Annotated in this window: 9 protein-coding genes; 3 read left to right on the top strand and 6 right to left on the bottom strand. The window is 70.0% G+C overall.

Annotation, left to right across the window (positions count from 1 at the left end; genetic code table 11):
* Window positions 1-31: 31 nt before the first annotated feature.
* Window positions 32-3,148 carry an AAA family ATPase gene (locus tag F4560_RS41965; protein ID WP_184928562.1) on the bottom strand — a complete coding sequence of 1,039 codons (3,117 nt, stop codon included), beginning with the start codon at window positions 3,146-3,148 and terminating at the stop codon, window positions 32-34.
* Window positions 3,149-3,168: 20 nt separating this feature from the next.
* The gene (locus F4560_RS41970) at window positions 3,169-4,269 is read right to left on the bottom strand and encodes a metallophosphoesterase family protein (protein ID WP_221483838.1); all 1,101 of its coding nucleotides are present in this window, start codon (window positions 4,267-4,269) and stop codon (window positions 3,169-3,171) included.
* A 284-nt stretch (window positions 4,270-4,553) separates the two neighbouring features.
* Between F4560_RS41970 and F4560_RS41975 the strand changes: the two genes are divergently transcribed.
* Window positions 4,554-7,757: an AAA domain-containing protein gene (locus tag F4560_RS41975; protein ID WP_184928564.1), complete on the top strand. Its 3,204-nt coding sequence runs from the start codon at window positions 4,554-4,556 to the stop codon at window positions 7,755-7,757.
* A gap of 51 nt (window positions 7,758-7,808) precedes the next feature.
* Window positions 7,809-8,546, top strand: coding sequence for an arylamine N-acetyltransferase family protein (locus F4560_RS41980; RefSeq protein WP_184928565.1), 738 nt, complete (start codon window positions 7,809-7,811; stop codon window positions 8,544-8,546).
* On the opposite strand, the gene F4560_RS41985 is transcribed toward F4560_RS41980, so the two are convergent.
* Together F4560_RS41985 and F4560_RS41990 are read right to left on the bottom strand one after the other, a co-directional pair.
* The gene (locus F4560_RS41985) at window positions 8,539-9,264 is read right to left on the bottom strand and encodes a DUF72 domain-containing protein (RefSeq protein ID WP_184928566.1); all 726 of its coding nucleotides are present in this window, start codon (window positions 9,262-9,264) and stop codon (window positions 8,539-8,541) included. The genes F4560_RS41980 and F4560_RS41985 overlap by 8 nt on opposite strands.
* 60 nt (window positions 9,265-9,324) lie before the next feature.
* The gene (locus F4560_RS41990) at window positions 9,325-9,777 is read right to left on the bottom strand and encodes a hypothetical protein (RefSeq protein WP_184928567.1); all 453 of its coding nucleotides are present in this window, start codon (window positions 9,775-9,777) and stop codon (window positions 9,325-9,327) included.
* A gap of 304 nt (window positions 9,778-10,081) precedes the next feature.
* Here F4560_RS41990 and F4560_RS41995 point away from each other — a divergent pair, with 304 nt between their 5' ends.
* Window positions 10,082-15,133 carry a PDDEXK-like endonuclease domain-containing protein gene (locus F4560_RS41995; protein WP_184928568.1) on the top strand — a complete coding sequence of 1,684 codons (5,052 nt, stop codon included), beginning with the start codon at window positions 10,082-10,084 and terminating at the stop codon, window positions 15,131-15,133.
* A 231-nt stretch (window positions 15,134-15,364) separates the two neighbouring features.
* Here F4560_RS41995 and F4560_RS46410 read toward each other — a convergent pair whose 3' ends face one another.
* The gene (locus F4560_RS46410) at window positions 15,365-16,771 is read right to left on the bottom strand and encodes a plasmid pRiA4b ORF-3 family protein (protein WP_312869803.1); all 1,407 of its coding nucleotides are present in this window, start codon (window positions 16,769-16,771) and stop codon (window positions 15,365-15,367) included.
* Between the two features lie 78 nt (window positions 16,772-16,849).
* Window positions 16,850-17,293, bottom strand: a complete 444-nt coding sequence (locus F4560_RS42005; protein ID WP_184928569.1) for a hypothetical protein — start codon at window positions 17,291-17,293, stop codon at window positions 16,850-16,852.
* Window positions 17,294-17,355 lie beyond the last annotated feature (62 nt).

The raw sequence follows: 17,355 nt of genomic DNA on the forward strand, positions 1-17,355 counted from the left end.
TTGCCCGCCCCTGGCGCGGAAGAGTCCCCGGCTACACCCGGGGCACCTGAGCCAGGCGCACCACCGCGTGTCGTTCGCCGGTCAGGTTCCGCTCGGCCCAGTCGAGCACCGAGGACTCCTGCGCGAACAGCACGATCTGCTGCCGTTCGGCCAACGCCAGGAGCAGTTCGAGGATCGCCGAGGTGCGGGTGTCGTCCGCCTGCACGGTCACGTCGTCCAACAACAGCGGGGACACCTCGTTCTTCGCCGTCAGATGCCGAACGAGGGCGATGCGGAGCAGGAGGTAGACCTGCCCGGTGGTGCCCACGGACAGGACGTTCGCGTTTCGCCACTCCCGGGATGGCCCGCACACCCGCACCGCCAGGGACGCGGGATCGAGCGACGCGTCGACGTAGCGGCCGGCGGTGATCGTCGGCAGCCACTCGCGCAGCGTGCCGACCAGCACGGGCGCGATGTCGCGATGGACGGCCTCCTGGGCGCGGGCGAGGTGTGTCCTGGTGAGGTCGAGGGTCCGGGCCAGCTGGTCGATCTCGTCGAGCGCGGAGCGCGCCGCATGGACCGACTCCTCGGCCTCGGCCACGCCCGGAATCGTCCGCGCCCGCTCGGCGAGCGCGCCTTCCGCTTGGTCCGCTTCGGCCGCGAGTCCGACGGCTTCCTCGCGTGCCACCGCGACTGCCTCCTTCGCCTCCTTGACCAGGGCGTCGACGTCGGCCATCTCGTCCATCCGCACCGAACAGGCCGCGGCGAGTTCCTCGCATCGCAGTCGCATCCCGTCCGCGTTGTCGCGTGATTCCGCAACCGACGTTCGTAGTGCCTCGTTCTGCTTTCGCAGGGCGATGACATCGCTTTCGAGCGTGGCGATATCGGCCCCGCCGAGCAGGCTGGTGAGCAGCAACCAGTCGGCGTGGTCCTGGTGTGCCTTGGCCGACTGCCGGTCCCACTCCTCCCGCCAGCGGGTGATGGCCGCCGACAGCGCATCGGTCTCCGCGTCATCGGTCACGGCTTGGCCGATGGCCAGCGACGCGTCCCGCACCAAGCGAACCGCGCGAGCCCGGGACTCGGTCGCCTCCCGAACGGCCGCTTCGACCGTTATCCGGTCCGCCAGCGACTGTCGGAGTGCATCACGGCGTGCGGCGGCGACGGCTTGGCGCGCGTTGAGGGCACACCGCATTTCGTACTCGTCGAACGACCTCCGCACGTCGTCCGCCACGTCGGCGCCGCGCTGCCGCAGTGCCCGCGCGAGTGCTGTCTGAGTGCGGTCGACGTGCTCGCGCAGCTGTTCCCCTTCGGCGTGCCAGCTGTTGAACGCAGTCCGCGCCTCGTTCAGCCGCTCCACGCGTTCTGCTGACTTCGACAGCTCGTGGGAGTCAGGCACGAGGCCCAGTTCCTCGCACCGTGCCACCAGTTCGGCCCGTGTCCGGCGGGTTCGTTCCTGCTGCTCCACCGCTGCCGCGTGGCGACCCTCCGCGGCGGCGAGCACGTGTTCGGCCTTGTGCAGCGATCGACGGGCGTTGTCAGCGTCGACCCGGTCCCGTTCGGCTCCAGCGAGTGCCTCTGCATCGACTCGGCGCGTGTCCGGGCGCTGAGTGAACCCGATGCCGCCGCACACGACGGCGAGGACGATCGGGACCAAGGCCAAGACGGGCGAACCGGCCGCCACCACGACGATTCCGCCGACCAGCAGCACGGTCGCCAGGGCAAACAACACCGGTCGCAGTGGGGCCGCACCGAGGGGCGAGCCGGCGTGGACAGTGGCGTTGGGGACACGTCCTGCTGCGTCCTCCGCTCGGCGTTGGGAGTTTTCCGCCGCGGCGCTCGCTTCGCGCCGGCGGTGGCGGGCCTGCTCCACGTCCTCGGCCAATGCCCGCGTCTGGACCTCGGGTGTGGTGTCCGAGGAAGTGAGTTCAGCCGCCAGCCCGCGCAGTAGGGCCGGTCCGGCCGCCACCGCGGCCTGGATCGAGGTATCGGCCTCGGACGGGGCAGCGGGTTCCTTCGAACGGTGCGCCGCGGCGACCGCGAGCGATTCCCGGTGCACGGCGGCGGAGGTACGCACGTGTTCGTCGACGACGGTGTCACCCGCGGGGTGTGACGGCAGCGCGTCCAGCTCGGCGCGTAGGTCCTCAACCGTCGGTCCGTCGAGGGTGCGGGGTGACGGTGCCGCCTGCCAGGCCGCTTGTGCCCGTTCGACCAGGGCTACCAGGCTGTCCTGGGCAACCGGCGCTACCGGCGCCACTCCGTTGAAGCGCGCGTGGAGCGCGCGAATCCGATCGAGCCGAGCGCACTCTTCTTCTACGCGGGCGCCGTGGTCGACCATGGTCTGCTCGTCGTGGCCCGCTGCGGTGAGGGTCGCGTTCCAGGAACGCCATGCCTCCCTCAACCGTGTCAAGCCGTCGGCGGCCTCTTCGGCCTCTTCGGTCCGATGCACACCTAGACCGGCCTCATACCGCAACTTCTCCGTTCGCTCGACGAGGTAGAGGTACTCGACATGGGCGTGCTGGGCGACGACGAGCTGCTCCTCCGCATCGGCCAGTCGCCTCTGCGCCCTTCTCAGCGGCTTGACCGCGTTGCTGCGCTCGGTTCCCACGTGCTCGCTGCGGAACTCGTCGATGTGTTGCAGTGCCGCCGCGGCTGTGGCGTCGGTGCCGCCTGTGGCCGCCGCCCGTTGCAGGTGCTCCTGAAGTGCGCCGGAATCGTCGAGCACGCTCAGCACGTCTGCCTGACGCACGCACGCGGTCGCGGCGAACGACCGACGGTCCAACCCCAGCCACCGACTCGCGTCCGGTGAACCGGCGAACACGATCTCGTCGCTGACGTCCCGGTTCAGCGTGAGGTCCAGCGCCCGGCAATCCACCTTGCCGTTCAGGTCCTGGCTGAGCTCGACCCGCCGCCCATCGGCCAGCTCGACGATGGCGGACACGTGCCATGCGTCGCCGTGCCACGGTCGGTGTCGTTCGGTGAACCGCTGTTCGGCGGACCGCGGCTTGCCGCGTGCCCGTTGCCGCCCGCACAGCGCCGCGTAGATCGCGGCGTGCCAGGAGGACTTCGCCGACTCGTTGGGCCCCGTGACCACGGTCAGGCCGGGGGCGAGTTCAAGCGTCGCGCCGTTGAGCGGGCCGAAGGCACGTGCGGTGACGGACTCGATTCTCATGCGTTCCCCGTGTCGGCTGTTCAGTGGACGGCGAGCTCGGAGGCACGCCCGTCGAGGGCGCGCAGGCCGGTGATCAGGACACGTCTGCGGGTGGCCTCGTCCAAACTCGTGTCGTCCCGGACGTCCCGGACGAACTGCCCCCGGACGGTCGGCTCCTCGGCGAGGGAGTCGAGGTCGTAGGCCACGCGGACTGATCCGAGTCGTGGAACCAGGGCGTCGAGGTGGGGTGCCACCGTGGCGAGGTCCGCCGGTCGGAGGTCCACATCGGGCGCGACCTCACCGGTGATCGTGACCCGCACGACCCCGCTCAGCCCGGCCACCGCGGCGATGACCTGCTCCCGCACCTGCCCGAGGTGGCTGACGCCGTCGAGGTGCACCGTCACGTCGTGGACTTGGCTGACGGACACGTCATGGCGTTCTCGTTCCACGGTTCCGTCACCGTGCACGGTGATGAGGACGACTCCCCGACCCGCCGACTCGCCGAAGGTCAACGGGTCCGGGTTGCCGGGATAGGTGTGCCGTTCGGCGTCCCGGGCGGTGTGGAAGTGGCCGACGAAGGCGTGGTCGAGGCCCGCCGACTCGATCTCCGACGCGGTGAACGGCGCGTGCGGCAGCTTGCCGGATTCCTGGAATCCCATCGCCGCGGTCTCCGACCCGTGGAAGAGCGCCAGGTTCACGCCGCCGCGGTCGACCGAAAAGCCGTCGACGAATCCGTCGGTGTTGGCAGGCGCGCGGTGGGCGGCGCCCCAGAGCGTCAGGCCCTCCGTCAATTCATGCGGCATGAATCGGTCTTCGGTGAACAGGTGCACGTTCGGCGTCCACTCGACTTGGCGGTAGAGGCTTTGCGGCCCATACCAGTCGTGGTTGCCCGGCGCGAGAAAGACCGGCATGTCCACGCTCTCGAACTCGGCCCGCAGGAACTGCGCGGTATCGGGCGAGAACCGGTCGTGTTCGTACAGGTCGCCGGCGCACAGCAGGGCATCGGCCTGGTGTGTCCGCGCGAGCGCCGTGATTTGCCGCAGCGTGTCCCGCAATGCCTGCCTGCGGGCACGTGCGAGTGCTGCGCCGGCCCACCGGAAATGCGTGTCGAGGTGGAGATCGGAAAAGAGTAGAAGTCTCACATTCATCCCGTGGTCGTGCGTCGCGGGTACACCTCGGACCGACACCCGACTCGAGTCGGTGTCGGTCGCCCTCGGCGGGCTGCTCTGGTGTCCGGCATATAGGCCATTCGCCCGCTGCCGTTACAGGGACGCGCACAATACGGAATTCGTGGGCTATCGGGTCTTGACTGTGTGGTGTGTCCGTATTGTCGCGACTCGGCCTTCGGCGCCGAGGCGGGTTGGACCGGGACGGCGGACTCGGCTCGTCTGGGGTTCTGCGAACCGGTCTTGGTTTACTGGCGGCTGTGACTGTGGGGGAGGGACGGGTTGCGGGCTGGCGGCGCGAACTCGTCGATGCGGTGGACCGAGTGCTCACCGGGCCGGTCAAGGGTGGTGACGGTGACTGGCGGTCCTTGGGGCAGGCGAGCCGATTACCGGGAGACGAGCCGGGGTGGTGGCTGCTCGACCTGCGTGCCGGTGACCGGGTGCCGTCAGCTGACAGCTTCGACCAGCTCTGCCTGGCAGACAAGGACGGACCCGACAACGGCACGTCGTTCCCCGTCGAACGGGTCCAGGTCGCCGACGGACTGCTCAAGATCAAGGTGGACGGCGTGCTCCCCGACGGCTGCGACCGGGTGTGGACGGTACGGCTCACGCCACGCCACCTTTGGCTGAAACTGCGTGACGGGATCGCCGGCCTGGACGAGGCGCCCATGGCGGACCGTTTGGCCGCCGGACGTCTCGACCCGCTGCCCACGGCGCGCGGGCACGACTACCCGCCGGGTTTTCTGCCCGCGCAGCAGGCGGCGTACCGGACGTGCACCGAGCCCGGATTGCATGCCGTGTGGGGCCCACCGGGCACCGGCAAGACCCGAGTGCTCGCCCGCGCCATCGAAGACCTGGTGAAGAAGGGCCGGCGCGTGTTGCTGGTGTCCACGGCCAACATCGCCGTGGACAACGCGCTGAAGGAGGTCATCAAGAACCTGCCCACGGACCAGGGGCAGGTCATCAGGGTCGGGCCGCCCCACTTGCCGGAGCTGGCGGCGGACGACGACGTCCAGTTGCAGCGTCTCGCCGCGCGCACCACCGCCGAGGTCGACGCGGAGCTGGCCGACGTGCGGGAACGACTCGTCCGACTGGAGCGGGTCGAAACCCGGATCGCGGCACTCGACGTCGATCTCGCCGACTACGACCACACCGTCTACGCCCGGTCGGTCGAGCGGATCGACCGGCGGACCGAGTTGGCCCGATTGGAGCAGGACCGACCCGAGCTGGAACGACAGCACCGCGCGGCGGAAGATGCGTTGTACGCGGCGTCGCTGGAAGTGGCCGACGTCGACGGCGAACTGCACCGTGTGGAGCCACAGCGCCAGTTGCTCGGGCGGGCAGCCGAACTCACCGCGTCGCTGCGGGCCGCGGACGACGACCTGCGTCGGGTAAGGGAACGCGTGGCAGGCGCTGCGTTCGATGCCGCGCGTACGCGCGGGGTGTTCGCACGGCGGAAAGCGAACAAGGTCGCGGAGCAGTCGCGCAGACAGGGGAACATCGAGGAACGCCGGATCGCCGCCCACCGGGCCGCGGTCGAGGCGGAACTGGACCACATCCGTTCGGCCGTTCAAGTGACGCTCGCGGACCTGCATCGACTCGACCAGCGCAGCGCGGATGCGAACGCGGTCTACCGCCTCCGACATTCCGAGCTGACCGGCCGGCAGCAGGCGCTCGATGCGCTGAACGGTCGGTGCGGGTGGTTGGTCGACCAGGGCATCGCCGACGAGTGGGACGACGAGATGGTGGCGTGGGCCCGTGCGCGCAACCTCCCGGCCCGACACGAGGAACGCTCGCGGCTCCAAGATCTTCAGCGGTCCGCCACCCGTGACCGGCCGCAGTGGGAGAACCGCCTCCGTGAGCTGAACAAGAAGATCACCAAACTCCGGCGTGACGCCGAGGGGGAGATCGTCGCCAACGCGCGGGTGGTGGCGACGACCTTGGCGCGCTCCCGTGCTCACCCGGCGGTGGCGCGTGAGAAGTTCGACGTAGTCCTCGTCGACGAGGCGGGCGCGGCGCTGCTCGCCGAGGTGCTGCTCGCGGTGGGACGTGCGACGCGCACCGCCGTGCTGCTGGGCGATTTCCTCCAGCTCGGGCCGGTGACCGGGGACATCGAAAAGATCGATCACGCCGGGGTGCGGAAGTGGGTCAAGCCCGATGTGTTCACGCACTGCGGCATCCTCGCCCCGGCGGATGTCGGGGCGAATGCCGGTGCGGTGGCGCTGCTGCGCCAGTTCAGGTTCGGTCCCAACCTGCGTCAGCTGGCGAACGACGTCATCTACGGCGTGCTGGAGGACGGCACGTCCAAACCCGACACCGAGATCGTCATCGTCGACGTGAGCGGGTTGCCGGACCTGGGCGTCGTCCACCGGTCGTCGACGTACGCCGGTTGGTGGCCCGTCGGGGCGCTGGTGGCCCGCGCGCTCGCCCAGCACCACGTCACCGACGGCGACGTCGGTGTGGTGACGACGTTCAAACAGCAGGCCGAGGCGACCCTCGCTGCCGTGCGCGACGTCGGACCGGACTTCGTGGTCCCGGTCGGCACCGCCCACTCGTTCCAGGGACGCGAGTTCGACACGGTCGTCTTCGACTTGGTCGAGGACGGGCAGGGCTGGATCAGCAAGGCCTCCACGAACCGCGGCGACTTCGAGTACAACGCGGTCCGGTTGTTCGGCGTGGCCATCACCAGGGCGCGGCACCGGCTGTACCTGATCGTGAACTCCCGCGTGGCGGTCAAGCATGCGGTGGGGAACAGCCCGCTTGGCGCGGTGCGGAGGTTGGCGCAGGCCGGGCGCATCCAGTGGGTTCGCGCAGGCGCCCTCCTGGGCATGGCCGACGAGCACGACTACAAACCGGTGTCGTCGGTAGAGGCCGAGCTGCACGACGTGCTGCGCGGGCTGGTCGACGTCACCGACATCGAGGACGAATTCGCGTTCAAGGAGACCCTCGCGAACAGCCTCTCCAAGGCCAGGCGCAGCGTGTGGATGTGGTCGCCGTGGGTCGGCAAGCACAGCAAGCGGTTCATGCCGCTCATCGCGGACGCGGTGGCGCGTGGCGTGGATGTACGCGTGTTCACCCGTGAGGACAAGGACTTCATCCAGAGCAAAGACACCAACCAGTTGTGGATCCAGGCGCTGAAGGACACCGGTGCGCGCATCATCCGCGCGCGTCTCGAACACAAGAAGATCGTGGTCATCGACGAGCAAGTCGTGCTGATCGGCAGCCTCAACTCGCTGTCCCACGGCGTCTCTCGTGAGGTGATGCTCACCTGTCGGGGCTCGGCGTTCGCGAAGCGCCTGCTCGCCGAGTTGCGTGCCGCCGAGTTCGTCGACCCGCTCGTGTGCACTCGATGCCGTGCGGAGATGGAGTTGCACCGGTCGGGCGACCGGAAGCGTGGAACGCCGTACTTCTGGCGGTGTTCTCTGTGTGGGAACGACGTCCCTGTGCCCGCGGCACGCGCCTGATCCCGCCGACCGATTTGACATCCACCGCAATGGAGGTTGCAAGTTGTGGGAATGAACGACAAGACGCTCGACGCCTACCTGACCCGGATCGGCGCCACGCGTACGAACACCCTCGCCGAGCTGCACGAACTGCACCTCGCCGCGGTGCCGTTCGAGAACCTGAGCATCCACCTCGGCGAGCCGATCGTGCTGGACGAGGACCTGTTGGTGGACAAGATCGTCAACCGGCGGCGAGGTGGCTTCTGCTACGAACTGAACGGCGCGTTCGCGGCGCTGCTCACCGCGCTGGGCCACGACGTGCAGATGTTGGCCGCCAGCGTGTTCAGCGACGGCGTGTGCAGCCTGCCGTTCGGCCACATGGCGTTGCGGGTGGGCGACCTGCTGGTCGATGTCGGCTTCGGCCGGTTCACGTTGCGTCCGTTGAGCATCGTCAGCCGCGACGTGCAGCCCGACCCGGCCGGGGAGTTCCGGCTGGTCGACACGCCGGAGGGTGACGTGGACGTGCTCTTCGACGGCGTCACCCAGTACCGCCTCGAACTGCGTCCACGTGCGTTGAACGAGTTCCGCGCCGCGTGCTGGTACCAGCAGACGTCGCCCCAGTCCTCGTTCCTGCGCGGCGCGACGTGCTCGTTGCCGACGCCGACCGGGCGGATCACCATCGCGGGCAACAAGCTGATCACCACGGTCGGCGACGAGAGGCACGAGGAGGAACTGGACGACGACGAGCTGCTCGACGCCTACGCCAAGCACTTCGGCGTCGTGCTCGACCGCGTGCCCCGGCTCAGTTGAGCCGTGACGCCAGGGCGACCGCGTCGTGCGGTGCCGCGCCGCGCATGGTGTTGTCCAAGTACACGAACACATCCCGGTCGACCGACCACTCGCGGATCCGGGCGGCCCAGCGGTCGAGGGCGGCGTCGGAGTAGGCGCTGACGTACGGCTCTTGGTCGCCGTGTAATCGCACGTAGACGAAGTCGGTGGTGAGGGACGTCGGTTCCGGCCACCGGCCTCCGGACTCGGCGACCACCAGGGACACCCCGGCCGACGTCAACTGGCCGACCAGGTCGGGGTTGTCCCACCCGGGATGCCGGATCTCCAGCGCGTGCCGCACGGGCGGGCCGGGTAGCAGCTCCAGGAACGCCGCCAGCCGCTCTGGGCGCCACGGCAGGGTCGGCGGCAGCTGCCACAGGATCGGGCCCAGCTTGCGGCCCAGGTCGAGGACGCCGGAGGCGAAGAAGTCGGACACGTCCTCGCGGACATCGCGTAATCGCTTGATGTGGGTGATCTCCCGATGCCCCTTCACGGCGAACACGAAGTCGTCGGGTGTGCGCTCGAACCACGACTTGTAGTCCGTCGGCTTGCGCAGCCCGAAGAACGACCCGTTGATCTCCACCGTGTCGAGCCGTCTGGACAGGAACTGGAGCTCGAGGCGCTGCTGTAGCCCTCTTGGGTAGAAATCGCAGCGCCACTCGGGATAGCGCCAGCCCGATGTGCCGATTCTGATACCCACGGTGACAAAAGTGCCCGTATGAGTGACCGCCCAAACGCGCGCGCTGGAAGAACGTGCGGGCTAGAAGCCTGCCCCGTCCAACGCGCCACTCACCACGCGATCCACCCTGGCCTGCTGCGGATCACGGGCCAACGCCTCCGTGCAAGGGCACCCTGCCAGGTCGCTGCCGCACAGGTACACGCCGAGCACTCGCAGGCTGCGGGCCGTCTGCCGCAGCCGTGCCGCACCCCGCAACCGCACCTGCCCGTACACGGCCTTCGCCAGCTGGTACGGCACACCGGGACCGAGGTCGACGCACGCCTGGCTGTCCAGCTCCTCGGCTACGTGCGCGAGCGGCCGGCACCCGTACGTCCGCGCCGACCGAACGAGCCGCTGGTCCAGTCTCGCCACGAGTCGCTTCGCCACTTCGTCCCGCCAGCCGTGGTCGGCGAGGAGGAAGGAGACCAGCTCTTCCACGCGCAGGGGGTCGGGGCGAAGCCGACGGGCGCGCGCTCTTCGTCGCTGCTGGGTCATGCACCCAAGATCGGGTGTGCCAAACCGTTGTGAGCAGCCCTCACCCGCCTGCGAGGTAAAAGCACTCGCGTGCACTAGCGGCCACCACTCAGAGGCGCGAGCGCCGTGAGCCGGTGGCATCGGGCGTGTACCTCCCCGACACCCTCGACATCACCTGGTGAGCGGTCCTGCGCCGGTGTTGTTCCTGATCAGGCGGTGCGGGTCCGTGCAACGATCCGGTGACTGCCGCTGTCACCTGTGACATTCACCAGTGGGCCGACGATGCACCTGGCGTACCGCTCGGGGACCAGGTGAGGACCACTGCATGAGCACTCCTGAGAACGATCCCGTGCTGCGCGACCGGGTCGCTCGGCTCATGGGAGTGTTGCGCCAGATCGCGGTGGCGAAGAGCCGGCCGGTTCGCCACGCGAACCAGTACATCGAGACGCTGTGGTTGTCACCCGCCCACGAACTCGGCCTCGTCCACCCCGCCCTGGAGCCGGGCGAGCAGGTCGTTCGGGTGCCGAGGGTGCCCAATGAGCGGGAACCCGGTCCGCCGCCGTCGTTGCGGAACTGGGTCGAGTGGGTCCGGGACGGTGGTGACGACCTGCCGGCACCGACGCTGAAGCAGCACGTCGACGCACTGCGCGGGCCTGTCCACTCGACTGATTATCCGCGCCTCGAACGGGAATTCGCGGCCTGGACGCGGGTGTGGCGGTCGTGGGCGGAGCGCGAACGGGTACGGCGACCGCGCAGGCGCCTCTACGACAAGTTGTTCGAGCTCCAGCGCGAGGCCGTCGACCGACCGGAGAGCGTCGAACTCGTCCTCTCGACAGGACTCCTCCACGCACCCGGTGGCCAGGAGGGCGTGCACGTGCACCTCGTCACCCAGTCGATCGTCATCGAGCAGGACGCGGTGACCGGCGACATGGTGTGCTCGCTGGCCGACGAGTCGGCCCCGAGGCTGGAAGCGGACGAACTGCTGTCCGGTCTTCCCCTGTTCGACCAGTCGAGCGGCCAGGTGATGCGGGACCGGTTGCGCGACACCGTCCAGTCGGTCCTCGACCCGGCGGTGGAGGGGTTCCTGAAGGAGTGGTCCTCGCGTGCGCTGCTGATCGAGCACGTCGTCGACAACGGCTGGGACCGCCCCGCGGGGTCAGCCGCCCGGATGGCTCTCGCGCCCGCTGTCGTCGCGCGCCGACGCGGGGCGTTCGCGCTGAGGCAGTACTACGACACCATCACCAGGTCACTCGCACGGGACGACACGCCTGTGCCGCTGGGGCTGGCGCAGCTCGTCCAGGCGATCGAGCCGGAGGAGCGACTGCGGTGGCTGGAGCGCACGGGCAGCACCGCCGCGGTGGTGCTGGCCGAGGAGCCGTTGTTCCCGCTGCCGGCGAACGAGGAGCAAGCTCAGATCCTCGAACGGCTCGGCGGCGACAGCGGCGTCGTGGTGGAAGGTCCGCCGGGCACCGGCAAGACCCACACCATCGCGAACCTCGTCAGCGCGCTGCTCGCACGCGGTCAGCGGGTGCTCGTGACCAGCGAGAAGGCTCAGGCGCTCCGTGTGCTGCGTGACAAGTTGCCGGAGCCCATGCGCGACCTGTGCGTGGCGCTCACCGACGCGTCCACCAAGGGCGACTCGGACCTGGCGCGCAGCGTCAACCAGCTGGCTGGCCGCAAAGCGGATTTCAACCCGACCAGAGCCGAACGGGAGATCGCCGATCTCGCCGCCCGCCGCCGTGACGCGCTGACGAAACGCGCCGACCTGCTGGAGCGAATCCGCGCGTTGCGCGAGTCGGAGACCTACGTCCACCCGGAGATCGCGCCCGGCTACCGGGGGACGCTCACCCGGATCGTGGAGACCGTCAACGCGGAGGAGGAGCACGCGTGGGTGCCGGCACCCGCCGCCGGTCCACTGCCGCTGAACGGCGACGAGTTCGCCGAGTTGGTCGACCTGCTGCGTGACGAGACCCCGGAACGCGCGGGGCGACGCGGCCAGGTGCTCCCCGCAGCGGACGAGCTGCCCGGCGGCGGCGCGGTGGACCGGTACTGCGACGCCGTGGCACGCGGTGACGCCGCCCGTGCGGGCGAAGCGGGTGGGCTCGTCCAGGTCCTCGGCGACCTGGACGGCGTTCGGCTCGCCCACCTCGGTCCGGCGTGCGCCGAGGTGTCCGAGGCGATCGACGCGGTTCGGCGGTTGCCCTCCGAGGCGGCGTGGGCGCTGTCGATCATCGATGGCCTGCTGACCGGCGGGGTGGGCCACCTGTGGGAGCGGGCGGCCCAGCAGCTGGGACGGGTCGAGCAGGCCGTCGCCGACGACCACGAGGCGGGTTTCGCGGACGTGCAGGTCGCGAGCGGAATCCTGCCCGGCCCCGCCGCCGGGGTGTTCCGGACGTTCGTCGACTACCTGGACGGCGGCGGCGCGCTGCGCAAGAAGCTGTTCCGCAGCGATGAGCAGAAGGCGGTCGCCGCCTACGACACGTCCGTCCTGGTCGACGGCGCTCCGGTCCGGTCCGCCGGGCAGGCTCGGGCCGCCGCCGCGCACTTGCGGGTCATGGAGGCGCACCGCGTGCTGGACGCCGCGTTCGCCCCGCTCCGCCTCACCCTCGTCGCCAACCCCCACCGGGGTGTGCTCGTGGAGCGGATGCGGCAGGTCAGGCACGCGTGCAGCGCGGTCAACCGCGTCGTCACCGCCTGCGGGCAGCTCGCCGGGCTGCTGCTGCCGATCCCGGTGGGGCAGCGCCCGCGCGTGGACTCCCTGGCCGCGGCCGAGACCATCGCCCGTACCGCGCTCGCGGTGTCCGAGGCCCGCGTCGCGTCCCTGGCGCGGGTCGAGCTGGACGAGGCGGCACAGCGCGTGCTCGCCGCGGGCGAGGGCGGGCGTCCCGCACCCGAGGTGGAGGCGGTCGCCGCGGCGCTGCGCGGGGCCGACGCCGCCGCGTACCGCCACGCCGTGGCCGCTCTCGCCGACGCCCGGGACCAGCACGAGGCCCAACTACGTGCTGATGAGCTGTGCGGACGCTTGGACAAGGCGAACCGGCCGTTGGCGGAGGAGCTTCGACGTTCCTGCGCCGACCGGTCGTGGTCGAGCCGGGGCGCGCACTGGCCGCGGGCGTGGGCCCGGGCCTGCGCGGTGACGTGGGTCGACCGGCAGGCGACACCGGGACTGGAACGCGTCCTGGACGCCCAACTCGACGTGCTGGTGCGGGACATCTCGCTGCTGACCGCGGAACTCGCGGCGGCCAAGGCGTGGCTGGCGTGCCTGAGCCGGATGACCGCCGTGCAGGTGCAGGCATTGCAGAGCTACCGGTCGGCGAAGGCGGGTGAGGGAAAGGGCACGGGCAAGTACGCTGAGCGGTTCCGCAGCTCCGCGCGCGAGGCGATGGTGGTCGCCCAGGCCGCCGTGCCCGCCTGGGTCATGCCGATCCAGCAGGTCCTGGCGTCGATCCCGCCCACGCAGGAGGCGTTCGACGTGGTGATCGTCGACGAGGCCAGCCAGGCGGAGCTGACCAGCGCCTTCCTGCTGTGGTTGGCGCCCCGGGTCATCGTCGTCGGCGACGACAAGCAGTGCACCCCCTCGGAGGTGGCGTCCGGTTCGCTGGAGGAGATCTTCAAGCGCATCGACACCGACCTGTCGGACATCCCGAGCTACCTGCGCACCGAGTTCACCCCGCGCTCCAGCGTGTTCTCCATGCTGCGCACCAGGTTCGGGCAGGTGGTGCGGCTGCGCGAGCACTTCCGGTGCATGCCGGAGATCATCACGTGGTCCTCCAACGAGTTCTACCGGGACGCGCCGCTGGTGCCGGTGCGCCAGTTCGGGGCCGACCGGCTGCCGCCGCTGCGCACGACGTACGTGCGCGGCGGTTACTCGGAGGGGGCCAACGCCCGGCTGGTCAACCGCCCCGAGGCCGCGGCCATCGCGGAGTCGGTGGCGGCGTGCCTGGACGACCCCGCCTACGAAGGCAGGACGTTCGGCGTCGTGGTCCTTCAGGGACAGTCCCAGGTCGAGCTGATCCAGCAGGAGCTGATCGACCGCATCACCCCGGCGCAGTGGGACGAACGGCGGCTGCGCATCGGCACGCCACCGGACTTCCAGGGCGACGAGCGCAACGTCGTGTGGCTGTCCCTGGTGGTGGGGCCCGAGCAGAACTTCGCGTCGCTGACCAGGCGGGAGTTCCAGCAGCGGTTCAACGTGGCCGCCTCCCGCGCCCAGGACCAGCTGTGGCTGTTCCACTCGGTCACGACCGACCGGCTGAGGGCCGGCGATCTCCGGCATTCGCTGCTGACCTACCTGTCCACGGCGGGCTCCGTTCCGGTGCCGCCGATGCCCACCGCCGTCGACCCGGACAACCGCCACCCGGACTTCGACTCCCTGTTCGAGCAGCGCGTGTTCCTCGACATCACCGCCCGCGGCTACCACGTCACACCCCAGGTGGAGACCAACGGCAGGCGGATCGATCTGGTGGTCACCGGCGCGGCGGGCAAGTTGGCCGTGGAGTGCGACGGCGACGCGTTCCACTCGACGCCGGAGCAGCGGTCCGCGGACCTCCAGCGCGAGCAGGAGCTGAAGCGGTGCGGGTGGACGTTCTGGCGGGTTCGCGGATCCACCTATTACCTCGACCGCGTCGCCGCGCTCGCTCCGCTGTGGGAAACGCTGGACCGCCTCGGCATCGGGCCGATCGGCTCAGGTGTCGGCGACGGCACCCCGACCGCGACGGTGTGGACCCCGACCGCGCTCGACCGACCCCGGCCCGCGCACCCCGACACCGGCACCGATGACCCGGAGGACGACACCGCCGCCGGATTCGCGGACGCCCGCACTGCGGAACCCGTCGTGGCGGAACCCGTTGTGGCCGAACCCGTTGTGGAAGAGCCGGCACTGACCGAATCCGTTGTGGCGCAGCCGGCCCTGACGGAACAGGCCGTGGTGGAATCGGCCGTTGCGGAGCCGATTCCCTCCGGCCGACACGTCGCGGACGACCGTGTGCGTGACCTCTTGGTCGAGGAGTCCCGCCGCAGGCCGCTGCTGACCGAGGACGTGTGCGACCTGTTGGGCGTCGACACGACCACCGCCAGGGACGTGCTCAACGCGTTGGTGAACACAGGAGCACTCCTCAGGTCGGGGAGTCCGCTCGGTGCCAGCTACCGCCCAGCGGAGCAGCAAGAGGCGCCGGTGGCCGACCAACCGGAGGACCCGAGGCTCGACGTGGTCCGGCGGTTGGCGAGCCGGGTCGGAGGTGTCGGCAACGCTGGGGTGCGAGACGCCCTCGGTATCAGCGCGGGCGAGGCCCAGTTGCTGCTTCGTGCGCTCTACGAAGCCGGTCAAGTGGATCGGATCGGCTCGAAAGGGGCGCGTGTGTACCGGCGGAGGCGCTGATCCACGTGTGACGACCGGTGCGGAGTGGCGAATGAGCGATAAGTCGGTGCGTGACATCTTCGACGTGCGAGCGCGACTGGTCGACGACTACCGCGGCTTCACATCGGCCTTTGTCGGAATCCGGGATACCAGGGTTCGACCACCCGGTGCGGGTTCGACTTGTCCTGGCTGCGGGAGATGGCGGCGCCGGTCGGGCGCGTTACCCGCCGGACCGGCGCGGCGAGGCGGGCGTCATGGCTTGACCAGGACCTTCGCCCGGCGTTCGAGGTACTCGTTCACCTCTTCGGCGTCGAAGGCGGCCGGGTCGAAGTCGGCGGCCGAGTCCAGATCGAGCCACTCCAGCCGTTCCGCGTGCTCGGGGTGCTCCGGGTCGGCCAGCACGTCGCACAGGTTCGCGTAGCCCCAGATGCCGCCGCTGTCCTCCGGCGGGGCGGCACGGCGGCCGGTGAGGCAGCGGGGGTAGGCGGCACCCGGTTCGGCTTGGACGACGTCCTCCACCACGATGTCGTGGTCCCAGGCGTCGCCGAAGTCGTACAGGTAACCGACGCGGTCCTTCGGCGCTTTCGCAGCGTCGGCCAGCGTCACGGTCGCGGCGTCGCCGTGGCCCAGTTCCGGGTCAGGCATCCCGTACTCGCCTTCCGGGGTGTCGAAGACCCACATGTGGTAGTCCTCCCAGGCGAACGCGTCCTGGATGATCTGGTGCAGCCGCACCAGCGACGTGGAGGACGGCACTTCCAGTCGGCGCCAGATCGGCGGCTTCGACCCGCGCAGCGTGATCTTCAGCCGGTGCACGCTGGTGTCGAGGGCGGTCGGGGCGGCGGGAGGGAGCAGCTCCAGCCGCTGCTCCAGCAGGGCGAGGTGGGACCGCATGTCCTCCACCTGGTCCGGCTCGACCGGGCACGGCTCGCGCTTCAACGCGTCCTCGACGATCGCGCGTGCCTGTTCGGGCGTGTACTCGCGGAACGGGAAGCCGAACTCGGCGGCCGCGTGGACGTACCCGGCCCGGATCGGCTTCGGCTGGTCGCTGACGAAGCAGTCCTTGACGCCGCCGAGGTCGTGGTCGATCAACAGGACGAGGACGTGTGGCTTGCGGCCGTACGAGAAGGTCAGCGCCAGCCCTTCCTGGGCGCCGCGCGGGTCCGCGTAGCCGAAGCACGCGCCGACGGTCGGCTTGCCCACCGCCCGCACCCACTTCGGGTCCCGCAGCCCGCTAGCGACGAGGCGGTCGGCGGCCTGGGACGCGACCGGCCGCACCTCCGGCGGCGCGAGCACCGCGAACGACCGCGCCAGCGCGAGCGCTTCCGGCCTGCCCGTGGCCTCGGCGTCGGCGATCATGGCCGCCACCATCTCCGGGAAGTCCTGCGGATCGGTGCTGTCGCCCATCGCGCCCAGGAACTCGGACGCGCACAGCTCGGCCTCCAGCGGTCCGCAACCCTGCTCCAGCAGTGGCGTGAAGACGTCGAGGAACGCCATCGCGAGGTCCGCCACCGGCTGGATGAAACCCGCTGTGGTCAGGCGCTCCAAAGCGTCCGGCACGTCGCGGGCGGCATCGACCAGTCGCAACACCTGATCGGGTGCACCCTGATCCGCCAGCATCGCGCGGAGATCGGACAAGGTCGGTTCGACATTGTTCGGCACCCGCGTCATCGTGCCACGCACGTGACGGGGCGTTGCCAGGGCTCCCAGAGGCGCCAGGAACGCAGTGGCCACCCCCGGTCAGCCACGCCACTGAGGCCTGGGTGTTGGCGCAATAGGCAGTCGGAACAGCGCGCGTCCAAGGAAGAAGAGAACGCCCGCTGCCACCGAAGGCGCGGCCAGCAGGAACAGATAAGCCCACACACCACTGGTGAACCCGACCTGCCGACTACCGCTTGTCACCGTCATGACCAGCAGGAACCAAGCGATGACGGCGACGATCACCGCACCCGTCCAACCGCCCGCCAGCGCGCGCCTCGCCACTCTCGCGCCGTTCACGTCGAGGTACTCGCCCCGGACGTAGGACCGTGCCGCCAGCAGGCTCACAGAGGACAGGAACACCGCGAACATCGAACCGCACCCGGCGATCCAGACCAACGCGTTGATCGGGTGGTAGGCCGTCGGCAATGCCCGGCCGAACCCCACGATCGCCCATCCGAGCGCCAGGCAAGCCACGAGGCCCACCGCGCCGAGTACGCCGCACAGGCCCCGGATCCTCCGAGCCTGGGCAGCCGGTATCCACACAT

This window comes from Saccharothrix ecbatanensis (genome assembly GCF_014205015.1).
Taxonomy (GTDB): Bacteria; Actinomycetota; Actinomycetes; order Mycobacteriales; family Pseudonocardiaceae; genus Actinosynnema; species Actinosynnema ecbatanense.